At 58.8% G+C, this 18,640-nt stretch carries 14 protein-coding genes and 2 tRNA genes; 11 read left to right on the top strand and 5 right to left on the bottom strand.

Going from position 1 to position 18,640, the window contains the following annotated elements; genetic code table 11:
* Window position 1 precedes the first annotated feature (1 nt).
* From ACOTW6_RS10580 to ACOTW6_RS10570, 3 genes are all read left to right on the top strand, one after another.
* Window positions 2-1,297, top strand: a complete 1,296-nt coding sequence (locus ACOTW6_RS10580) for a serine hydrolase domain-containing protein (RefSeq protein WP_163324205.1) — start codon at window positions 2-4, stop codon at window positions 1,295-1,297.
* A gap of 260 nt (window positions 1,298-1,557) precedes the next feature.
* Window positions 1,558-2,859, top strand: a complete 1,302-nt coding sequence (locus tag ACOTW6_RS10575) for an MFS transporter (RefSeq protein ID WP_003859542.1) — start codon at window positions 1,558-1,560, stop codon at window positions 2,857-2,859.
* A gap of 6 nt (window positions 2,860-2,865) precedes the next feature.
* Window positions 2,866-3,654 (top strand): substrate-binding domain-containing protein, encoded by a 789-nt coding sequence (locus ACOTW6_RS10570; RefSeq protein ID WP_121478804.1) that lies wholly within the window; start codon window positions 2,866-2,868, stop codon window positions 3,652-3,654.
* Here ACOTW6_RS10570 and ACOTW6_RS10565 read toward each other — a convergent pair.
* Window positions 3,626-4,528, bottom strand: a complete 903-nt coding sequence (locus tag ACOTW6_RS10565; RefSeq protein WP_003859540.1) for a LysR family transcriptional regulator — start codon at window positions 4,526-4,528, stop codon at window positions 3,626-3,628. The two genes, ACOTW6_RS10570 and ACOTW6_RS10565, sit on opposite strands and share 29 nt — an antisense overlap.
* 266 nt (window positions 4,529-4,794) lie before the next feature.
* Between ACOTW6_RS10565 and mtfA the strand changes: the two genes are divergently transcribed.
* Window positions 4,795-5,592, top strand: a complete 798-nt coding sequence (gene mtfA, locus ACOTW6_RS10560; protein ID WP_003859539.1) for a DgsA anti-repressor MtfA — start codon at window positions 4,795-4,797, stop codon at window positions 5,590-5,592.
* A gap of 3 nt (window positions 5,593-5,595) precedes the next feature.
* Here mtfA and ACOTW6_RS10555 read toward each other — a convergent pair whose 3' ends face one another.
* The gene (locus tag ACOTW6_RS10555) at window positions 5,596-6,795 is read right to left on the bottom strand and encodes an MFS transporter (RefSeq protein ID WP_163324203.1); all 1,200 of its coding nucleotides are present in this window, start codon (window positions 6,793-6,795) and stop codon (window positions 5,596-5,598) included.
* Window positions 6,796-6,933: 138 nt separating this feature from the next.
* On the opposite strand from ACOTW6_RS10555, the gene ACOTW6_RS10550 reads away from it, so the two are divergent.
* The 6 genes from ACOTW6_RS10550 (at window position 6,934) to ACOTW6_RS10525 (ending at window position 15,143) form a co-directional block, all read left to right on the top strand.
* Window positions 6,934-8,676, top strand: coding sequence for an IucA/IucC family protein (locus tag ACOTW6_RS10550; protein ID WP_121478801.1), 1,743 nt, complete (start codon window positions 6,934-6,936; stop codon window positions 8,674-8,676).
* On the top strand, window positions 8,676-9,623 hold the full coding sequence (locus ACOTW6_RS10545; protein ID WP_121478800.1) for a GNAT family N-acetyltransferase: 948 nt from the start codon (window positions 8,676-8,678) through the stop codon (window positions 9,621-9,623). Before ACOTW6_RS10550 ends, ACOTW6_RS10545 begins: the two co-directional genes overlap by 1 nt.
* Window positions 9,620-11,362 (top strand): aerobactin synthase IucC, encoded by a 1,743-nt coding sequence (gene iucC / locus ACOTW6_RS10540; protein WP_276521166.1) that lies wholly within the window; start codon window positions 9,620-9,622, stop codon window positions 11,360-11,362. The genes ACOTW6_RS10545 and iucC overlap by 4 nt, the downstream gene beginning before the upstream one ends.
* Window positions 11,359-12,684 (top strand): lysine N(6)-hydroxylase/L-ornithine N(5)-oxygenase family protein, encoded by a 1,326-nt coding sequence (locus ACOTW6_RS10535; RefSeq protein WP_121478798.1) that lies wholly within the window; start codon window positions 11,359-11,361, stop codon window positions 12,682-12,684. Before iucC ends, ACOTW6_RS10535 begins: the two co-directional genes overlap by 4 nt.
* 26 nt (window positions 12,685-12,710) lie before the next feature.
* Window positions 12,711-14,900 (top strand): TonB-dependent siderophore receptor, encoded by a 2,190-nt coding sequence (locus tag ACOTW6_RS10530; RefSeq protein WP_213789151.1) that lies wholly within the window; start codon window positions 12,711-12,713, stop codon window positions 14,898-14,900.
* A gap of 167 nt (window positions 14,901-15,067) precedes the next feature.
* A tRNA-Asn gene (locus ACOTW6_RS10525) sits at window positions 15,068-15,143 on the top strand.
* 99 nt (window positions 15,144-15,242) lie between these two features.
* Here ACOTW6_RS10525 and cbl read toward each other — a convergent pair.
* Window positions 15,243-16,193, bottom strand: coding sequence for an HTH-type transcriptional regulator Cbl (gene cbl / locus ACOTW6_RS10520; protein WP_003859532.1), 951 nt, complete (start codon window positions 16,191-16,193; stop codon window positions 15,243-15,245).
* Between the two features lie 96 nt (window positions 16,194-16,289).
* Entirely contained in the window at window positions 16,290-17,207 is a 918-nt protein-coding gene (gene nac, locus ACOTW6_RS10515) for a nitrogen assimilation transcriptional regulator NAC (protein WP_045142650.1), read from the bottom strand.
* Between the two features lie 320 nt (window positions 17,208-17,527).
* Between nac and ACOTW6_RS10510 the strand changes: the two genes are divergently transcribed.
* A tRNA-Asn gene (locus ACOTW6_RS10510) sits at window positions 17,528-17,603 on the top strand.
* Window positions 17,604-17,695: 92 nt separating this feature from the next.
* On the opposite strand, the gene ldtA is transcribed toward ACOTW6_RS10510, so the two are convergent.
* A complete protein-coding gene (gene ldtA / locus ACOTW6_RS10505) occupies window positions 17,696-18,619 on the bottom strand; it encodes a L,D-transpeptidase (RefSeq protein ID WP_213789150.1) in 924 nt (307 codons plus the stop codon).
* Between the last annotated feature and the right edge of the window lie 21 nt (window positions 18,620-18,640).

Here is an 18,640-nt window from a genome sequence, read left to right as displayed (position 1 = left end):
TATGAAAATCAAAACAAACCGCACACTGCTCGCGGCGCTGGTTGTCAGCAGCCTGCTCTCGCCCGCCGTCATGGCGGCCTGCAAGGGTACCGACCTCACCACCTGTCCGGCGCCTTTCGACGCCAGACTCCCGGACGCCCATACCATGCTCACCTGGAGCCAGGCCGATCGCGTGGTGGGCTTTCGCAATGACTACCGCAACTACGCGGGGGACGTGTTCCGCCACGGCAACGCTACGCCGCTGCTGCCCGCAGAAAAACCGCTCACCGATGCCCGCTATCAGGTGAAGGGTAAGAGTTACACTCTTCAGGATTACCTGAAACGCCAGAACGTCAGCGGCATGCTGGTGCTGAAAAACGGCAAAGTGGCCTATAAATACCTGGGAGAAGGCAATACCGACTCCACGTTCTGGACGTCGCGCTCCGTGGGCAAATCGGTGGTCTCCGCGCTGGTGGGTGTTGCAATTAAAGAAGGGAAAATCCACTCCCTGGACGACCTTGTCACCCAATACGAACCGGATTTAAAAGGCACCGCCTGGGAGGGCGTAACGCTGAAACAGCTCATCACCCACACCTCTGGCGTGGCGTGGAACGAAGATTACACCAACCCGCAATCTGACTTCGCCCGGCTTACCGAATGCGAAGCGAAGCCGGGCACCTACGACTGCGTGCGCACCCTGGTCAAGGGGTTACACCGTGAACACCCGGCGGGCGAAAACTGGTCCTATTCCTCGGGTGGCGCCTGGCTGTTAGGCGATGTGCTTGAGCGCGCCACCGGCATGACGCTCGCGGCGTATCTGGAGAAAAGCATCTGGCAGCCGTACGGCATGGCGAGCGACGGCGTGTGGCATGCCTACAGCAAAGGCCAGCACGACGTGGGTGCGCATGGGTTTAACGCCACGCTGGAAGACTGGGGGCGTTTCGGGGAGTTTATCCTGCATAACGGTACGCTGCCGGACGGAAAACAGATCCTCCCCGAGGGCTGGGTGAAACAGTCCTCAGCCTGGACACAGGCCAAAGGATCGGTGTCCGACGCGCATCCGAAGGGGTTGTACGGCTACCAGTGGTGGAACAACGAAGTGCCAGCCACCGCCACACACGTGGAGCCGAAAGTCGAAAATTCGCTGAAGGATTCCCTGTGGGCGCTGGGTATTTTTGGTCAGATGATCATGGTTAATCAGAAAGAAAATCTGGTTATCGTCCAGTGGTCCACCTGGCCGCAGGCAGAGCCGTCATTCAGCGCCCAGCCGCTGGAAGCGTCGCTGATGTTTAGCGCGATTGCGAACGCGCTGCGCTGATAATCCCGAGCCAGGCCCCGCCTGGCTTCTCACCTGCGCGATGTCACAAAACTGATATATCAGCAACTTAGCGAAATCGAGTAAATAAAAGATCACTGAAATGTTAAGTTATTGTTGAGTATGTAAATACTGGTCAACGCTTTGTCATTAATGCACCACGCGCATCAGTTCATGCGCTATTTGCGCTTATTAATTTCCAGATCCTGATCCAGTTTTCAGAAACAGACGAGCATAACGTCACTATAAAACTGGAGATAATCATGGTTTCCTCAACCTCACCTGCAACGGTTCGTGCCAAAGCGGGCGCGATTTTCCGCGTCACGTCGGGCAACTTTCTTGAGCAATTCGACTTCTTTCTGTTCGGCTTTTATGCCACCTACATCGCCCATACTTTTTTCCCGGCAAGCAGTGAATTTGCGTCACTGATGATGACCTTCGCCGTCTTTGGCGCGGGCTTCCTGATGCGTCCGATCGGAGCCATTGTGCTGGGGGCTTACATTGATAAAGTGGGTCGCCGTAAAGGGCTGATCGTCACCCTGTCGATTATGGCCGCCGGAACGTTCCTGATCGTGCTGATCCCGTCTTATCAGAGCATTGGCCTGTGGGCGCCGCTGCTGGTGCTGACCGGCCGCCTGTTGCAGGGTTTTTCGGCAGGCGCCGAGCTGGGCGGGGTTTCGGTTTATCTGGCGGAGATCGCCACGCCGGGCCGCAAGGGTTTCTACACCAGCTGGCAGTCGGGTAGCCAGCAGGTCGCCATTATGATCGCGGCGGCGATGGGCTTTGCGCTGAATGTGGTGCTGGAGGAGAGTGCCATTCGCGAATGGGGGTGGCGTATTCCGTTCCTGTTTGGCTGTCTGATTGTGCCGTTTATCTTTTTCCTGCGCCGCAAGCTGGAAGAGACCGAGGAATTCAGCGCCCGTCGCCACCATCTGGCGATGCGTCAGGTCTTCACAACACTGCTCGCCAACTGGCCGGTAGTCGTCGCGGGCATGCTGATGGTGGCGATGACCACCACCGCGTTTTACCTGATCACCGTTTATGCACCGACCTTCGGTAAAAAAGTCCTGATGCTCAGCGCGTCGGACAGTCTTCTGGTCACGCTGCTGGTGGCGGTGTCCAACTTCATCTGGCTGCCGGTGGGCGGCGCGCTGTCGGATCGCTTCGGGCGTAAACCGGTGCTGATCGCCATGACGCTGCTGGCGCTGGCGACCAGCTATCCGGCGCTGACGATGCTGGCCGCAGCCCCGAGCTTCTCAATGATGCTGACCGTGCTGCTGTGGCTCTCTTTCCTCTACGGCCTGTATAACGGCGCGATGATCCCGGCCCTGACGGAGATCATGCCAGCAGAGGTGCGCGTGGCGGGCTTCTCGCTGGCTTACAGCCTGGCAACGGCGGTCTTTGGCGGTTTCACGCCGGTGATTTCGACCGCCTTAATTGAGTACACCGGCGACAAAGCCTCCCCGGGCTACTGGATGAGCTTTGCCGCCGTGTGCGCCCTGCTGGCAACGCTTTATCTCTATCGTCGTCGCACGTTAATCCTGCAAACTGCCGTTAAGGAGTGATCCCTCATGCTTACATTCAGAACGGTGATTGCCGCCCTGACCTTCGCCACCCTCAGCGCGGGCGCGCTTGCGCAGGATGTGACGGTGATGATTTCTGGCGGCTTCAAAGCGGCGCTGGAGAAGCTGACGCCGCAGTACGAAGCGCAAAGCGGCGACAGGCTCATTGTGATCTCCGGCCCGTCGATGGGCAAAACGCCGCAGGCCATTCCGGCCCGGCTCGCCCGGGGCGAAAAAGCGGACGTGGTGATTATGGTGGGCGATGCGCTGGCGAAACTGGAACAGGATCGCAGGACCGCGCCAGGCTCCCGCGTGGAGCTGGCGGATTCGCCCGTCGGGATGGTCGTCAAAGCGGGCGCGCCGGTGCCGGATATCAGTACGGTGCCTGCCCTGCGGCAAACGCTGCTGAAGGCGCACTCCATGGCTTATTCCGACAGCGCCAGCGGCCGGTATGTTGAGAGCCAGCTGTTCCGTAAGCTGGGTATCGACGGCCAGGTTCACGATAAAGCGCACCGGGTTGAGCGTATCCCGGTGGCGTCTGAAGTGGCAAAAGGGAAATACGATCTCGGCTTTCAGCAGGTGAGCGAGCTTCTGCCGGTCCCGGGGGTGACGTTTGTCGGTAAGTTGCCTGACGACATGCAGTACATTACCCGTTTCGCCGGAGCCGTCACGCAGAAGGCCGACCATCCCGAACAGGGAAAAGCGCTGCTGACTTTTCTCGCCTCGCCACAGGCCGCCAGCGTCATTACGGCAACGGGCTTAACGCCCGTCAGTGCACCTCGCGATACTGCTCGGTAATCAACGTTTCGAGTTCGGCAGCAATATAGGACTGGATCCGCCCGCGGCGGCGGATCAGCCCCACGGTTCGCCTGACTTCAGGCTCGGTTAAAGGCACCGACGTCAGCAGCGAATGCTCGGCGCGGGGCATTGACATGGCGGGAACGGCCGCAATACCGATCCCGGCTTCAACCATCCCCAGCATGGTCGTCACGTGCCGCGTTTCGCAGATGCTGGGGCGCTCAGGCCGAATATGCCCGACCCGCTGGTCGAGAAGATTGCGGTTGCCGGAGGTCTTATCCAGACCGATATAATCCTGCTGATAAAAAGCCTGCCACGTCAGGCTTTTTCTTTTTGCAAGCGGGCTGTCGCGTCGGCAGGCGGCCACGTAGACATCCTCCACCAGCGGGACAAACTCGATGTCGGGCTGCAAGCTCCGTGCAAAGCAGATACCAAAATCCGCCTGTCCGCGGGTGACGGCCTCGATAACATTTCCGGCGCTGCTGTCGATCAGTTTTATGCGCACGCGGGGGTAACGGGACTGAAAGCGGCGGATCACATCCGGCATAAAGTAACAGGCGGCGGACGGCACCGTCGCCACGGTGATCAGCCCCGTACGCTCCTCGCTGGCCTTATCGATATCCGAAAGCATGGACTCCACATCAGCAAGCAGCTGTCCGCACCGGTCGGCAAAGGTCTGTCCATACAGGGTCAGCGTGACGCGCCGGGTGGTTCTGTCGAACAGTTTTGTCCCCAGTGCCGCCTCCAGCTTTTCAATCCTGCGACTCAACGCCGACTGGGAAAGGCAGATAGACTCCGCCGCAAGACGGAAATTGCCGTATTCCAGTAAAGCGCGGAAGGCATAGAGATCGTTGAGGTCAAAATTGACGGGCATACTGACGGGATCCTTAAGCACGGTAGGGTAAGAAGAGATTTATCATAGTCGCGCACGACATACTTCACAAAATGAAGGGGATACCCCTAAAGCGCTATCAACCTGACGGCACATAGTGATAGTTTATGCGGGCTGGATCCCTCTTAAACAGGCTGCCAGTCTGCATGCAGCCGAAGAGGAGTGTCATACTGCTTAACAGAGTATGTTGGCATGCTAACAGCCCCTGACCTTTCCATTTTGTTCACGTGCGAGTAACGAGCAAAGCGATGATTAAGTGGCCCTGGAAAACGAACGACGCTGGTCGAAATATGGCGCTGCCCTGGGATGAGGCTCTGGCGATCCCCGTGCTGGCGAATCTCTTGCCTGAAGAGCAATCAAAGCTGATTCAGCTGGCCGAGCGTTTTTTACAGCAAAAACGGCTGGTGCCGCTACAGGGCTTCGAACTGGATCCGCTTAAAAATTCCCGCATCGCCCTGCTCTTCTGCTTGCCGGTGCTGGAGCTGGGTATCGAATGGCTGGATGGCTTCCACGAAGTGCTGATCTACCCGGCGCCGTTTATCGTCGATGATGAGTGGGAGGATGACATCGGGCTGGTGCACAACCAGCGTATGGTGCAGTCCGGGCAGAGCTGGCAGCAAGGGCCAATCATCCTCAACTGGCTGGATATTCAGGACTCGTTCGATGCCTCGGGCTTCAACCTGATCATTCACGAAGTGGCGCACAAGCTGGATACCCGCAACGGCGATCGCGCCAGCGGCGTGCCGCTGATCCCGCTGCGTGAAGTCGCGGGATGGGAGCACGACCTGCACGCGGCGATGGAAAACATTCAGGATGAGATAGACCTGGTGGGTGAAAGCGCGGCCAGCATTGATGCCTATGCCGCGACCGATCCCGCCGAGTGCTTTGCGGTGCTGTCCGAGTATTTCTTTAGCGCACCTGAGCTTTTCGCCCCGCGCTTCCCGGCGCTGTGGCAGCGTTTTTGCCAGTTTTATCAGCAGGATCCGCTCCAGCGTCTGCGGCAAAGTGAGGACGCAGCCAGCACCTCCTCTCATCCGTTCCACTGATGTTTAAGGGGTACGATCGGTCGATCGTACCCACACGCTCACCGCAAGAAACAGCAGCGCCATTCCCCATGCGGCAGTAATCAAAAACTGCTCACCGTAAACGCGCGTCACCACGGGTACCAGCAGCGCGCTGGCCCCGTACCCCAGCGTATGGCTGGTGGCGATCACCCCTGCGCCTTTGCCCGTCGTCAGCCGATCGTTGAGCAAAAGCTGGTATCCCGGCGTTGCCATGGCGGCCCCCAGCGAAGTGATGACAATGCCCACGTAGAACAGGGCTAAACTGGCGAAACACATCAGCCCAAGACCCGCCACCATCAGTACTGCGGCAATCAAGAGTAACACTCTCGGGGTAAAATGCTGCGGGCGTACCACCAGAAACTGCGCCGCCAGGGTCGTCAGCGCGGCCAAACTTAGTAGCAGCGCGACATGATGGCTGATTTGCACGGCATCGCCATTAAATAACGGGTGAAGATGTGGCGATAAACCAAGCTGCATCAGGCTGACCAGCGCCGCCAGCAGCAGCGCCAGCACCAGGAAAGGCAGCATGGAGGCCTGTAACCGCGTCGACTGCTGCGCCACCGGCGGCAGCGGGGGATCGGCGGCTTCGCGCAGCACCAGCAGCAGCGCGATCAACGGCGCCAGCGCCATCAGCCAGAGCGGTGCGACCGGGCTGACGCTGAGCATCAGCGCGGCCAGAGGCGGTCCCAGCAGACGCCCGCAGCTCAGGCCAGAGCTTATCGTCGCCAGCGCCGCCATCCTTTTATCCAGCCCCGCGCGTTGAATGGCCCACGTCTGGGCCGCAGGCACCAGCCCTGATACCGTCAGGCCGTACAGCATGCGCGACAGCACCAGGCCCGCCATTCCCCAGAGGGCATTCAGCGCGCCGTTCGCCATCGCCCAGACCACCAGCGCCATCACGACGAAGCTCGCCAGATAGCCGCCCAGCGAGGCCAGCATAACGATCTTACAGCCGTGCCGCTCGCTCTGGCGTCCCCACCAGGGCGATGCGGGTAAAAAGAGCATCGAGCCGAACATCAGCAGCCCGGCCCAGACGGAGAGCGACAGTCCGGTCATGGAGACCAGCTGCGGCAGCATGACCAGCAAACCGTTTTGCCCAATACCTAATAAACCGGCGCCCAATGCCAGGGGCCAGTTAGTTTTGGGGGCCGCAACGTCAGTGAGATTCTCAGTACGGGTGCGCATAAAATTGTGAAGATAATGTCAATAAATGTGTGGAAATTATGAAGTTTATGAAAACAAATATTGCAAAAATAGTTGCCACTGTAAACAGAATGAATATCATAACGAGAATTATTATCAGTCATGGAATGAGGTACAACTATGCGTACTCTGCCCCGCTCCGCCGGTACAGATGTTGCGGCCCAGTGTTTTTTGAACGCGCTGCTGCGCGAAACGAAGGACTGGCACTATCTTCCCGCAACCCGTGCGGATGAGTTATCACAGATTCATATCCCGCTCTCCCCAACCCAGGCCATTCGGGTTCCGGTACGCTATTTCTCCCCCACGCAGCATCACCAGTATCGTTTTCCGGCAACGCTGATTCAGGCCGACAGCGACGGCGGTGACACGGTCACATTCCATCAACTGATTGATTTAATTCTTGAAAAAGAAACAGTAAAAGGCGCTCTGGATGCCGATACGCTGGCTCGCTTTAAGCAGCGCGTCCTGGAAAGCCATACGCATACCTGGCAGGCCATTGATTTACGCCACAACTGGGCAAACCTGCGCGATAAGCCGCTGACCTTTGCCGAAGCGGAACAGGCGCTGCTGGTCGGCCATGCTTTTCATCCTGCCCCAAAGTCGCACGAGCCGTTTAACGAGGCCGAGGCGCGCCGCTATCTGCCGGATTTCGCCTCCCGCTTCCCGCTGCGCTGGTTTGCGGTTGAGCATGAGCTGGTTACCGGCGACAGCCTGAATGTCTCCCTGCGCGAGCGTCTGCTGCGCTTCGCCGCACAGAGCGCACCGGCCCTTCTCGGTCACTTCACCGACACCTGCTGGCTGCTGCCGATGCACCCGTGGCAGGCCGACTATCTGCTGGAGCAGGACTGGTGCCAGCGTCTGGTAGAAAAAGGCGCCCTGCGCGATCTGGGCGAAGCGGGTGCGCAATGGCTGCCCACCAGCTCTTCCCGCTCGCTGTACAGCGAAACCAACAGCGACATGATTAAGTTTTCCCTGAGCGTGCGGCTGACCAACTCCGTGCGCACGCTGTCGGTGAAAGAGGTTAAGCGCGGCATGCGCCTGGCACGGCTGGCGAAAACGGCACGCTGGCAGGAACTTCAGGCGCGCTACCCGACCATGCGCGTGATGCAGGAGGATGGCTGGGCGGGGCTGCGCGATGAGCACGGCGTCGTTCAGGAAGAGAGCCTGATGGCCCTGCGCGTCAACCTGCTGTTCGATACCCCTGATACGCAAACCAACGTGCTGGTGAGCCTGACCCAGGCCGCGCCGGACGGCGGCGACAGCCTGCTCGCCGCGGCGGTCCGTCGTCTGAGCCAGCGTCTGGATCTCCCGCTCGCCCAGGCCGCGCGCTGCTGGCTGGACGCCTACTGCGACCGGGTATTGCTGCCGCTGTTCAGCGCCGAGGCGGACTACGGTCTGGTCCTGCTGGCGCACCAGCAAAATATCCTCGTTGAGATGCAGCAGGATTTCCCCGTCGGGCTGATCTACCGCGACTGCCAGGGCAGCGCCTGGACCGAAGGGGCCGACGCGTGGCTGAAAGAGGCAGGTGAAACCGAGGTGGAAAACCGCTTCGGTGAGAGCCAGCTGCTGCGCTACTTCCCTTATTACCTGCTGCTGAACTCTACCCTTGCCGTCACCGCCGCGCTCGCCGCTGCCGGTTTCGACAGCGAAGAGAACCTGATGTCCCGCGTGCGTGACGCGCTGGCCGAACTGCGCACGACGGCGAAGCAGACCCGCTGCCTTGATTATGTGCTCGACAGCCCGACCTGGAACTGCAAAGGCAACTTCTTCTGCTACCTGCACGATCGCAACGAAAACACCATCGTCGATCCGGCGGTGATCTATTTCGACTTTAGCAACCCGTTTTATAAGGAGAAGGCGTGATGGCAAACGCGAATATCGTCCATTCCGGCTACGGCTTTCGCTGCACGGTCACGGAACAAAACCTGCCGCTGACGCTGGGTCTTGACGGCAGCGCGGTGCTGGAGCGGCTGACCGGGCTCCCGGACGGCTGGCTGGTGGACGCCCTCGACCAGCTGTTTGTTGCCGCGCCCGCCCTGACAGGCATAACCCTGCCGTGGGCTGCCTGGCAGGATGAACCTCAGGCGCAGGCGCTGTTTAGCCTCGTAAGCGGGGATTATCTGGCGCGTGAAATTTTCTGGCAGCTGCCGCTGTGGCTGAAAGGCGAACGTCCGCAGGCGAGCGGCGGAATGCAGTTTGACGAAAGCCGTCAGCTGTACTTCCCGCTGCGCCCTCACCGCCCGCAGGGCGAGGTGTACCGCCGTTACGATCCGCAGATTAAGCGCACCCTGAGCTTCCGCGTGGCGGACGTGGCGCTGGACGGCGAGCGTTTTACCCGCTGGATGAACAACCCGCGCGTAAATGCCTTCTGGGAGATGGCCGGTCCGCAGGCCGAGCAGGAGAACTACCTGCGTCGCCAGCTCGACTCGACTTATTGTTATCCGGTGATCGGCTGCTTTGACGATCAGCCGTTCGGCTATTTTGAACTCTACTGGGCGGCAGAAGACCGCATTGGCCGCCACTACCGCTGGCAGCCCTTTGACCGTGGGCTGCACATGCTGGTGGGCGAAGAGAACTGGCGCGGGGCGCAGTATATCCGCAGCTGGCTGCGTGGCCTCAGCCACTATCTGTATCTCGATGAACCGCGCACGGCGCGCATTGTGGCCGAGCCGCGCTTCGACAACCAGCGTCTGTTCCGCCATCTGGCGTCCGCTGGTTTCGATACGGTGAAAGAGTTCGACTTCCCGCACAAACGCTCCCGTCTCATCATGAGCGAGCGTCATCGCTTCTTCCACGAGGTGGAACTGTGAACGCACTCTGGCAGAAAGTGAACCGCGAGATGGTGGCGAAGATCCTCGCCGAACTGGAATATGAACGCACCCTGCGCGCCGAGCCGGTTTCAGCGGACCACTGGCGCATCACCATGGGCAACGCCTGCTGGCAGTTCCGCGCCACGCGTGGGATCTGGGGCTGGCTGCATATTGACCCTGATACCCTGACCACCACCAGCGGCGCGGCGGTTGAAGCGGAAAACGCGCTGCTGCAACTGGCCAGCGTGCTGGAGATGAGCGACGCGCAAACGGCGGAGCACATGGAAGATCTCTACGCCACGCTGCGGGGTGATATGCAGCTGTTGCAGGCGCGTGAAACGCTGGATGCCGATGCACTGATCCACCTTGACCCGGACGAACTACAGTGCCTGATGCGCGGTCACCCGAAGTTTATTTTCAACAAGGGACGCCGCGGCTGGGGGCTGGATGCCCTGCGCCGGTACGCGCCGGAATATCGCGGGCGTTTTCGCCTGCACTGGGTCGCCGTGCAGCGCGAGCGTCTGGTCTGGAGCAGCGACGCCGATTGCGATATTAACGCCCTGCTCGCCAGCGCCATGGACGATGCCGAGCGCGAACGGTTCAACGCCCGCTGGCAGGAGCTGGAGCTGGACGACAGCTGGCTGCCGGTGCCGCTGCACCCGTGGCAGTGGCAGCAAAAAATTGCCATTCATTTCCTGGCGCAGCTCGCGCGCGGTGAGATGGTGGAGCTGGGTGAGTTCGGCGATGAGTATCTGGCGCAGCAGTCCCTGCGCACGCTGACCAACGCCAGCCGTCGCGCGCCGTATGACATCAAGCTGCCGCTGACTATCTACAACACCTCCTGCTATCGCGGTATTCCGGGCAAATATATCGCCGCCGGTCCGCTGGCCTCGCGCTGGCTACAGCAGCAGTTCGCCAGCGATGCCACGCTGATTCGCTCCGGGGCGCAGGTGCTTGGCGAACCCGCTGCCGGATATCTGTCGCATCCGGGTTATGCCGCTTTGCCTGAGGCGCCGTACCGCTATCAGGAGATGCTGGGGGTGATCTGGCGCGAGAACCCATCCTGCTATTTACAGGATGGCGAACAGGCGGTGCTGATGGCGGCGCTGATGGAAACCGATAACCAGGGGCGCCCGCTGATTGACGCGTGGATCAAACGCTCGGGGTTAACCCCTGACGCATGGCTGGAAAAGCTGTTTGAGGCGACGGTGATCCCCTTCTACCACCTGCTCTGTCGCTACGGGGTGGCGCTCATCGCCCACGGCCAGAACGTCACGCTGGTGATGAAAGATTACGTTCCGCAGCGCATTTTGCTGAAGGATTTCCAGGGCGACATGCGCCTGGTGGATGAAAATTTCCCGCAGATGCAGAGCCTGCCGGAGCAGGTAAAAGCGGTGACGGCGCGCCTCAGCGCGGATTACATCATCCACGACCTGCAAACCGGCAACTTTGTCACGGTACTGCGCTTTATATCCCGCCTCACCCTGCAATGCGGCGTGAGCGAAACCCGCTTCTATCAGATCCTGGCGCTGGTGTTACGTCGCTATATGGCCGCCCATCCGGATCTTGCAGCGCGCTTCGCGAAGTTCGACCTGTTTAAGCCGCAGATTATTCGCGTGATCCTCAACCCCGTCAAACTGACCTTCTCTGAACACGACGGCGGTAGCCGCATGCTGCCGAACTACGTCTGCGATCTTGATAACCCTCTTTTTCTGGTCTCCCAGGAGTCAGCGCAATGAAAACCTATGATTTCATCGGCATTGGTATCGGTCCGTTCAACCTCAGTATTGCCGCGCTGGCAGAGGAGCTGGACGGTTTTAGCTCGCTGTTTCTTGAACGCAAGCCGCACTTCTCCTGGCACCCGGGGATGATGGTGCCGGACTGCCATATGCAGACCAGCTTTCTGAAGGATCTGGTGAGCGCCGTGGAGCCAACCAACCGCCACAGCTTCCTGAACTACCTGGTACAGCGCAAAAAGTTCTACCGTTTCCTCACTACCGAGCAGCGCACCGTCTCGCGCGAGGAGTTTGCCGACTACCTGTGCTGGGCGGCGGATAACCTCACTAACCTGGCCTTCAGCCAGCAGGTACAGCAGGTCAGCTTTGATGAGCAAAACGGTCTGTTTGAGGTCGTGACCCAGCGGGATCGCTTCCTGGCGCGCCACGTCTGCGTGGGGATTGGGAAGCAGATCAATCTCCCAGACTGCGTCACCGCGCAGGACGATACCTGCTTCCACGCCAGCGAAATGATGCTGCGCACGCCGGATTTAGCGGGCAAGCGCGTCACCGTCGTCGGCGGCGGCCAGAGCGGTGCGGATCTGTTTTTAAATATCTTCCGTGGGGAATGGGGACAGCCACTGAGCCTCAACTGGGTGTCGCGCCGCAACAACTACAACGCGCTGGATGAAGCCGCGTTTGCTAACGAGTATTTCACGCCGGAGTACGTGGACAGCTTCTCGACCCTTGGTGACGACGCCCGACGTCAGATGTTGCAGGAGCAGAAGATGACCTCCGACGGGATCACCACGGAGTCGCTGCTGGCCATCTATCGCGCCATGTATCACCGCTTCGAAGTGCTGCGCGAAAAACCCTGGGCGCATCTGTTGCCGTCCCGCTCGGTGACGGCGCTGACGCGCCAGGAAACCGGACATCGCCTCAGCATCCAGCATCACCTGGACGGCGGGCGCGAACAGCTGGAGAGCGACGTGGTGATTTTCGCCACCGGCTACAGCGCCGTGCAGCCCGCGTTTCTCGCCCCGCTCTCTTCCCGACTGCGTCTGGATGAGGATGAAGCCTTCTGCATCAACAACGATTTCACCCTTGAATGGGACGGCCCGCAGAGCAACCGCCTGTTTGCCGTCAATGCCGGGATGCACCGTCTCGGTATTGCCGAACCCCAGCTCAGCCTGATGGCCTGGCGCGCGGCGCGAATTTTGAATCGCGCTCACGATGACGAGCCGTTTGAGCTGGCAACCACCCCCGGCGTGATCCACTGGCGGAGCACCACCAGCCCGGAGAGCAGCCAGGTTTTTAAATCATTAATGAAGACCACCGAGTACTGACACACACATTCAGGATCAACATAACAATGAAACGTTCTCATCTTTGGGTTTTAAATCCGTGCTTGCTTGCCATGCTTTCTACCTCTGCGTGGGCGGAAGAACAAAAGGAAGAAGATATTGTGGTCTCCGCCAGCCGGGCACATCGCAGCGTGGCAGAGATGGCGCAAACCACCTGGGTTATTGAGCGGGCGGAAATTGAGCAGCAGGTTCAGGGCGGGAAAGAGATTAAAGACGTGCTGGCCCAGCTGATCCCCGGCATGGACGTCAGCAGCCAGGGACGTACCAACTACGGCATGAACCTGCGCGGGCGCTCCATGATGGTGATGGTGGACGGCGTACGTCTGAACTCGTCCCGCAGCGACAGCCGCCAGCTCGACTCTATCGATCCGTTCAACATTGACCGTATCGAAGTCATTTCCGGCGCCACCTCGCTGTACGGCGGCGGCAGTACCGGCGGGCTGGTGAACATCGTCACCAAAAAAGGCCAGCCGGAGACCGAAGTGGAGTTCCAGACCGGGGCAAAAAGCGGGTTTAACAGCCATAACGACCATGATGAGAACGTATCGGCAGCCGTGAGCGGCGGCAATGACAACGCCTCTGGTCGTCTGTCGATCTCCTATCAGCGCTACGGCGGCTGGTATGACGGCAACGGCGACGAGGTGATTATCGATAACACCCAGACCGGCTTGCAGTATTCCGACCGTATCGACGTGATGGGGACAGGCACCATCAACATCGACGATCATCAGCAGCTCCAGTTAACCACGCAGTACTACAAGAGCGAATCCGACGGCAAGCACGGCCTGTTCCTTGGGGAGAATTTCGCTGCGGTCACGGGCGATGCCAAAGCCTACAACAAAGACAACCTGAACTCTGACCGTATCCCGGGCACAGAGCGTCACCTGATTAACCTGCAATACTCGAACACCGATTTCTGGGGCCAGGATCTGGTTGCGCAGATTTACTACCGTGACGAGAGCCTGACCTACTACCCGTTCCCGACGCTGAGCAAAGGCGCGGTGACCAGCATTGGCGCTTCCCAGCAGAAAACCGATTTTTACGGCGGCAAGCTGACGCTGAACAGCAAGCCGATGGACGACCTGACCCTCACCTGGGGTGTAGACGCCGACCATGAAACGTTCGATGCCAACCAGCAGTTCTTCGACTTAAGCAAAGCGGCGGCGAGCGGCGGCATGGAGCTGGATAACGCCTACAACGTGGGCCGTTATCCGGGTTACAGCATTACCAACCTCGCGCCGTTCCTGCAAGCCAGCTATGACATTGACGCCATCACCCTGAGCGGCGGCGTGCGTTACCAGTACACCGAAAACAAGGTGGACGATTTTGTCGGCTACGCCCAGCAGCAGGCAATCGCAACCGGCAAAGCGACCTCCGCTGACGCGGTGCCGGGCGGGAAAACCGACTACAACAACTTCCTGTTTAACGCCGGGATCCTTGGACGTCTTACCGAACAGCAGCAGCTGTGGTTTAACTTCTCCCAGGGCTTCGAGATCCCGGACCTGGCGAAGTACTACGGCTCCGGCACCTATCAGCTGGTCGATGGTCACTATCGCCTGCAAAACAGCGTCAACGTGAACGACTCAACGCTGGACGGTATTAAGGTCAATGCTTACGAGCTGGGCTGGCGCTTCACCGGCGATAACCTGCGTACCCAGGTGGCGGCCTACTACTCGCTCTCTGATAAAATCATCACCATCAACAAGAGCGACATGACCATCAACCTGGAGGACGACAAACGTCGTATCTACGGGGTTGAAGGCCAGGTGGACTATTTCTTCACCGACAGCGACTGGAGCACTGGGGCGAACTTTAACGCCATCAAGTCCGAAACGCGTGAAAACGGGAAATGGGAGAAGCTGACGGTCGACAGCGCCAGCCCGTCTAAAGCCAGCGCATGGGTCAACTGGGCGCCGGGCGACTGGGCCCTGCGCGTGCAGAGCACACAAACCTTCGACGTGTCTGACGCCGACGGTAAGAAGATTGATGGCTATAACACCGTTGATTTCCTGGGCAGCTACGCCCTGCCGGTGGGGAAAGTCAGCTTCAGCGTGGAAAACCTGCTGGACAAAGACTACACCACCGCCTGGGGCCAGCGCGCACCGGGGCTGTATAGCCCAACCTACGGCGCACCGGGTCTTTATACGTATAAAGGCCGTGGACGTACCTTTGGTCTGAACTACTCCGTACTGTTCTGATCCTGCGCGCCGCCTGCTTGCGGGCGGCGCGATTTGCTGTGCAATTTGAAAGCAAATTTGCTATTAAATCATCGGTTTGCTGAAATTGTCGGCAAACGAATAAAAACGGTGTTTTCCCCTTTGACAAGGCGCACGCAGGTCGATAATATGCGCCTCGTTCACACGATTCCTCTGTAGTTCAGTCGGTAGAACGGCGGACTGTTAATCCGTATGTCACTGGTTCGAGTCCAGTCAGAGGAGCCAAATTTGAAAAGCCTGCTTTTAAAGCAGGCTTTTTGCTTTTGTGGGTTCGGTAAATTTGCCGGGTGGCGACTGCGCCTTACCCGGCCTAATGATTAACGACTAAATCTGATAATCAATCGCCACTTCTTCCGGCTCCATCACCTGGCGTTTGATCTCATCCACGGAGAGCCCCGCATTGCACAGCTCGATGAAACGCCACACGTAGTTACGCTGAAGCTGCCCGCGCTTTAGCCCCAGCCAGACGGTATTCGCATCGAACAGGTGACGCGTATCCAGACGCACCAGATTTCCGGCTTCATATTCGCCGCCAGACTGCTCGGCCACCAGGCCAATCCCCAGTCCTAACTCGACGTAGGTTTTGATCACGTCGGAGTCCTGCGCGCTCAGCACCACGTCCGGGGTGAGCCCTTTACGCTTGAATGCTTCATCAATGCGCGAACGTCCGGTAATGCCCTGCCGGTAGGTGATAAGCGGCCATTTGACGATCTCTTCCAGCGTCAACGGCGAAACCTGATTCAGCGGGTGATCGGCGGGTAACAGCAGGCTGTGGTGCCAGCGGAACCACGGGAACGCCACCAGCAGCGGGTCGTTGCTCAGCCGTTCACTGGCGATACCGATATCGGCCCCGCCGTTATGCAGCAGCACTTCAATTTCCTGAGGCGTGCCCTGGATCAGTTCGAGACGTACGTCCGGGAAGATCTCACGAAATGCTTTGATAACCGTCGGAAGGCTGTAACGCGCCTGCGTATGGGTGGTGGCGATAGTCAGCACACCCGAAGCATCGTTGGTAAAGAGATCCGCCAGCCGACGAACGTTGCTGGCCTCGTTGAGAATGCGCTCAGCGATGGTCAGCAATGCCTTGCCTGGCTCGGTCATACCCAACAGGCGCTTGCCGCGACGGATAAAAATCTCAATGCCTAACTCCTCCTCCAGCTCGCGGATATGTCGGCTGACGCCCGACTGAGAGGTGTAAAGCATATTGGCGACTTCGGTCAGGTTGTAATCCCGCCTGGCCGCCTCACGAATAATTTTAAGTTGCTGGAAATTCACAATTCACTCCGGCGCATCTGACATAAGACTATTGTTAGAGTCAGCCGGGCTGGAGAACAAATAATAAAAACCAGCATCTTATGCTTATTTGGAATATCAGCTGACGAGTTGCAGCTCGCGATTTTCCAGCGACGGCTTACTGACCAGAGACATCAGGATCTCCTTCACCGCCTGCGCCTGCGGTGACAGGGAGCCGCGCGCAGACATATTCAACGACAGCGGTAAGCTCATGGATGGCGTGGTGATGCGGGCCATCCAGCCGTTCGCCGCGCTGCACAGTGAACGTGCGGCAGACTCGGGCAGAACCGTTACCCCCATGCCGCTGGCAATGGCGGCAGTCAGCGTGGAAATAGAATCAATCTCGCCGATAATTTTGGCCGTCAGACGACGCAGCGAGAACGCTTCGTCAACGCGCACGCGCACGGCACTGTAGTCACGCGGCAGGAACAGGTTCATCTCTGCCACAGCGGTTAAATCAATGCTCTGACCGGGGCAATCACGGGTACCGACCAGGTAAAGATCTTCCTTCAGCAGCGGCTGGCTGGTGATCCCGGCAACCGGGGAGCGATCGTACAACACCGCCATATCCAGCTGACCGCTGAGCAGTTTGTCATTGAGCACGGAACCACTGTTCTCATGCAGATAAACCAGCACTTCCGGTAGCTCCGCGCGCACCGCCTGTAGCAGCGGCATGGTTACCGACGATGCAGCCGTTCCCGGCGCCAGGCCGATGGAGACATGGCCACTCAGGGTCTGCCCCACATTGTGCACGGCCAGCTGCGCCTGTTCACACTGACGCAGGATCGTGCGGGCATGGGTATATAAAATTTTTCCCGCTTCGGTAGGCGTTACGCCGCGCTTGGTGCGGATCAACAGTTGCTGGTCCATTTCGCCTTCCAGAGTCGCGACCTGCTGGCTCAGCGCAGGCTGCGCGATATGCAGCACTTCAGCCGCCTGGGTCAGGCTGCCGATATCGACGATTTTTACGAAGTATTTCAGTCGTCTTAAGTTCATGTTGCCCCCTGTTCGAAAATAGCGTGCCGGTAACGGCTGTGTTGTTAAACAGGTTTTGCAATATGGATGCCAGTTTTTTGCAGCGGGTGTATGTCTTTGCTAAGCGGCTGAAAATAAGGAAAGCCAATCACTGATGCCTGTTTTGAGACGGGGACAACGGTTTCCGATCTGCCCCATTCGGGGTATATCTGCACAATTATGGTGCATTCCGTTGGCAAAAACGTCACTTTGCTGGTTTTGTCAGCAAACAGTGCAAAGTCGGCGATCCATCCTTTGACAAGGCGTACGCAGGTCGATAATATGCGCCCCGTTCACACGATTCCTCTGTAGTTCAGTCGGTAGAACGGCGGACTGTTAATCCGTATGTCACTGGTTCGAGTCCAGTCAGAGGAGCCAAATTTGAAAAGCCTGCTTTTAAAGCAGGCTTTTTGCTTTTCTGCGTTCGGTCAGTTTGTCGGGTGGCGCTGCGCTTACCCGACCTACGGTACTCAAGGCCCGGTAAGCGAGGCACTACCAGACATAGCAAGTTTCACCGGCATCCCCGACCGCCGTTCCAGCTCAGCGCCCGCCCCTTCACTTATCAGCTGCGTCCTTTGCGTGGCTGAAATGGGCAGCGGCACCTTATTTGTCGATTCAAATTCCGCGCGATTGCGTGAAAGCGGCTCATGAATCTCTACCCAGCGGCTACCGTCCGGCTCGGTGGTCACTTTTACGGGCTGATCGATAAGCTGTACCCGCGTCCCCACCGAAACGTTATCGAACAGGTATTTGATATCGTTATTACGCAGGCGAATGCAGCCCTGGCTGACGCGCAGACCAATGCCGAAATTTGAGTTGGTACCGTGGATCGCGTACAGCCTGCCGATATAGAGGGCATACAACCCCATCGGGTTATCCGGCCCGGCGGGAACGAACGCGGGCAACATTTTCCCCTCTTTCGCGTAAGCGCGTCGCGTATTTGGCGTGGGTGACCAGGTTGGGCCTTCCTGTTTGCGCTCAACGGCGGTTACCCAGTTACGCGGCGTTTCGCGCCCGGCCTGGCCGATGCCAATAGGCAGCACCTCAACCGTGTTGCTGCCGGGTGGATAATAGTAAAGTCGCATTTCCGCGACGTTCACCACAATCCCCTCGCGTACCGTTGGCGGCAGAATAAGCTGCTGCGGCACCACCAGCTGTGTTCCGGCTCGCGGTAAAAACGGATCTACCCCCGGGTTGGCTTCCAGCATATTGCTCAACCCCTGCCCGTGCTGCGCTGCAAACGCTTCGAGCGGCAGGGTATTGCCCTCAAGCACGGTGATGGTGACTGGCGCCCCCACCAGGCGGCTGCCCTCGGGAGGGAGGGGGTAGGTTACAGCAGATGCAGCGGGAACCAGAATACCAAGCGTAAAAACGAACGAGGCAAATCGAATCATAGTGTTCTGTACTCAGTCAAA

Source organism: Enterobacter cloacae complex sp. IR5403 (assembly GCF_049238705.1).
In the GTDB taxonomy this organism is placed as follows: domain Bacteria; phylum Pseudomonadota; class Gammaproteobacteria; order Enterobacterales; family Enterobacteriaceae; genus Enterobacter; species Enterobacter hormaechei_C.
This window is presented reverse-complemented; position numbering and strand designations above follow the sequence as displayed.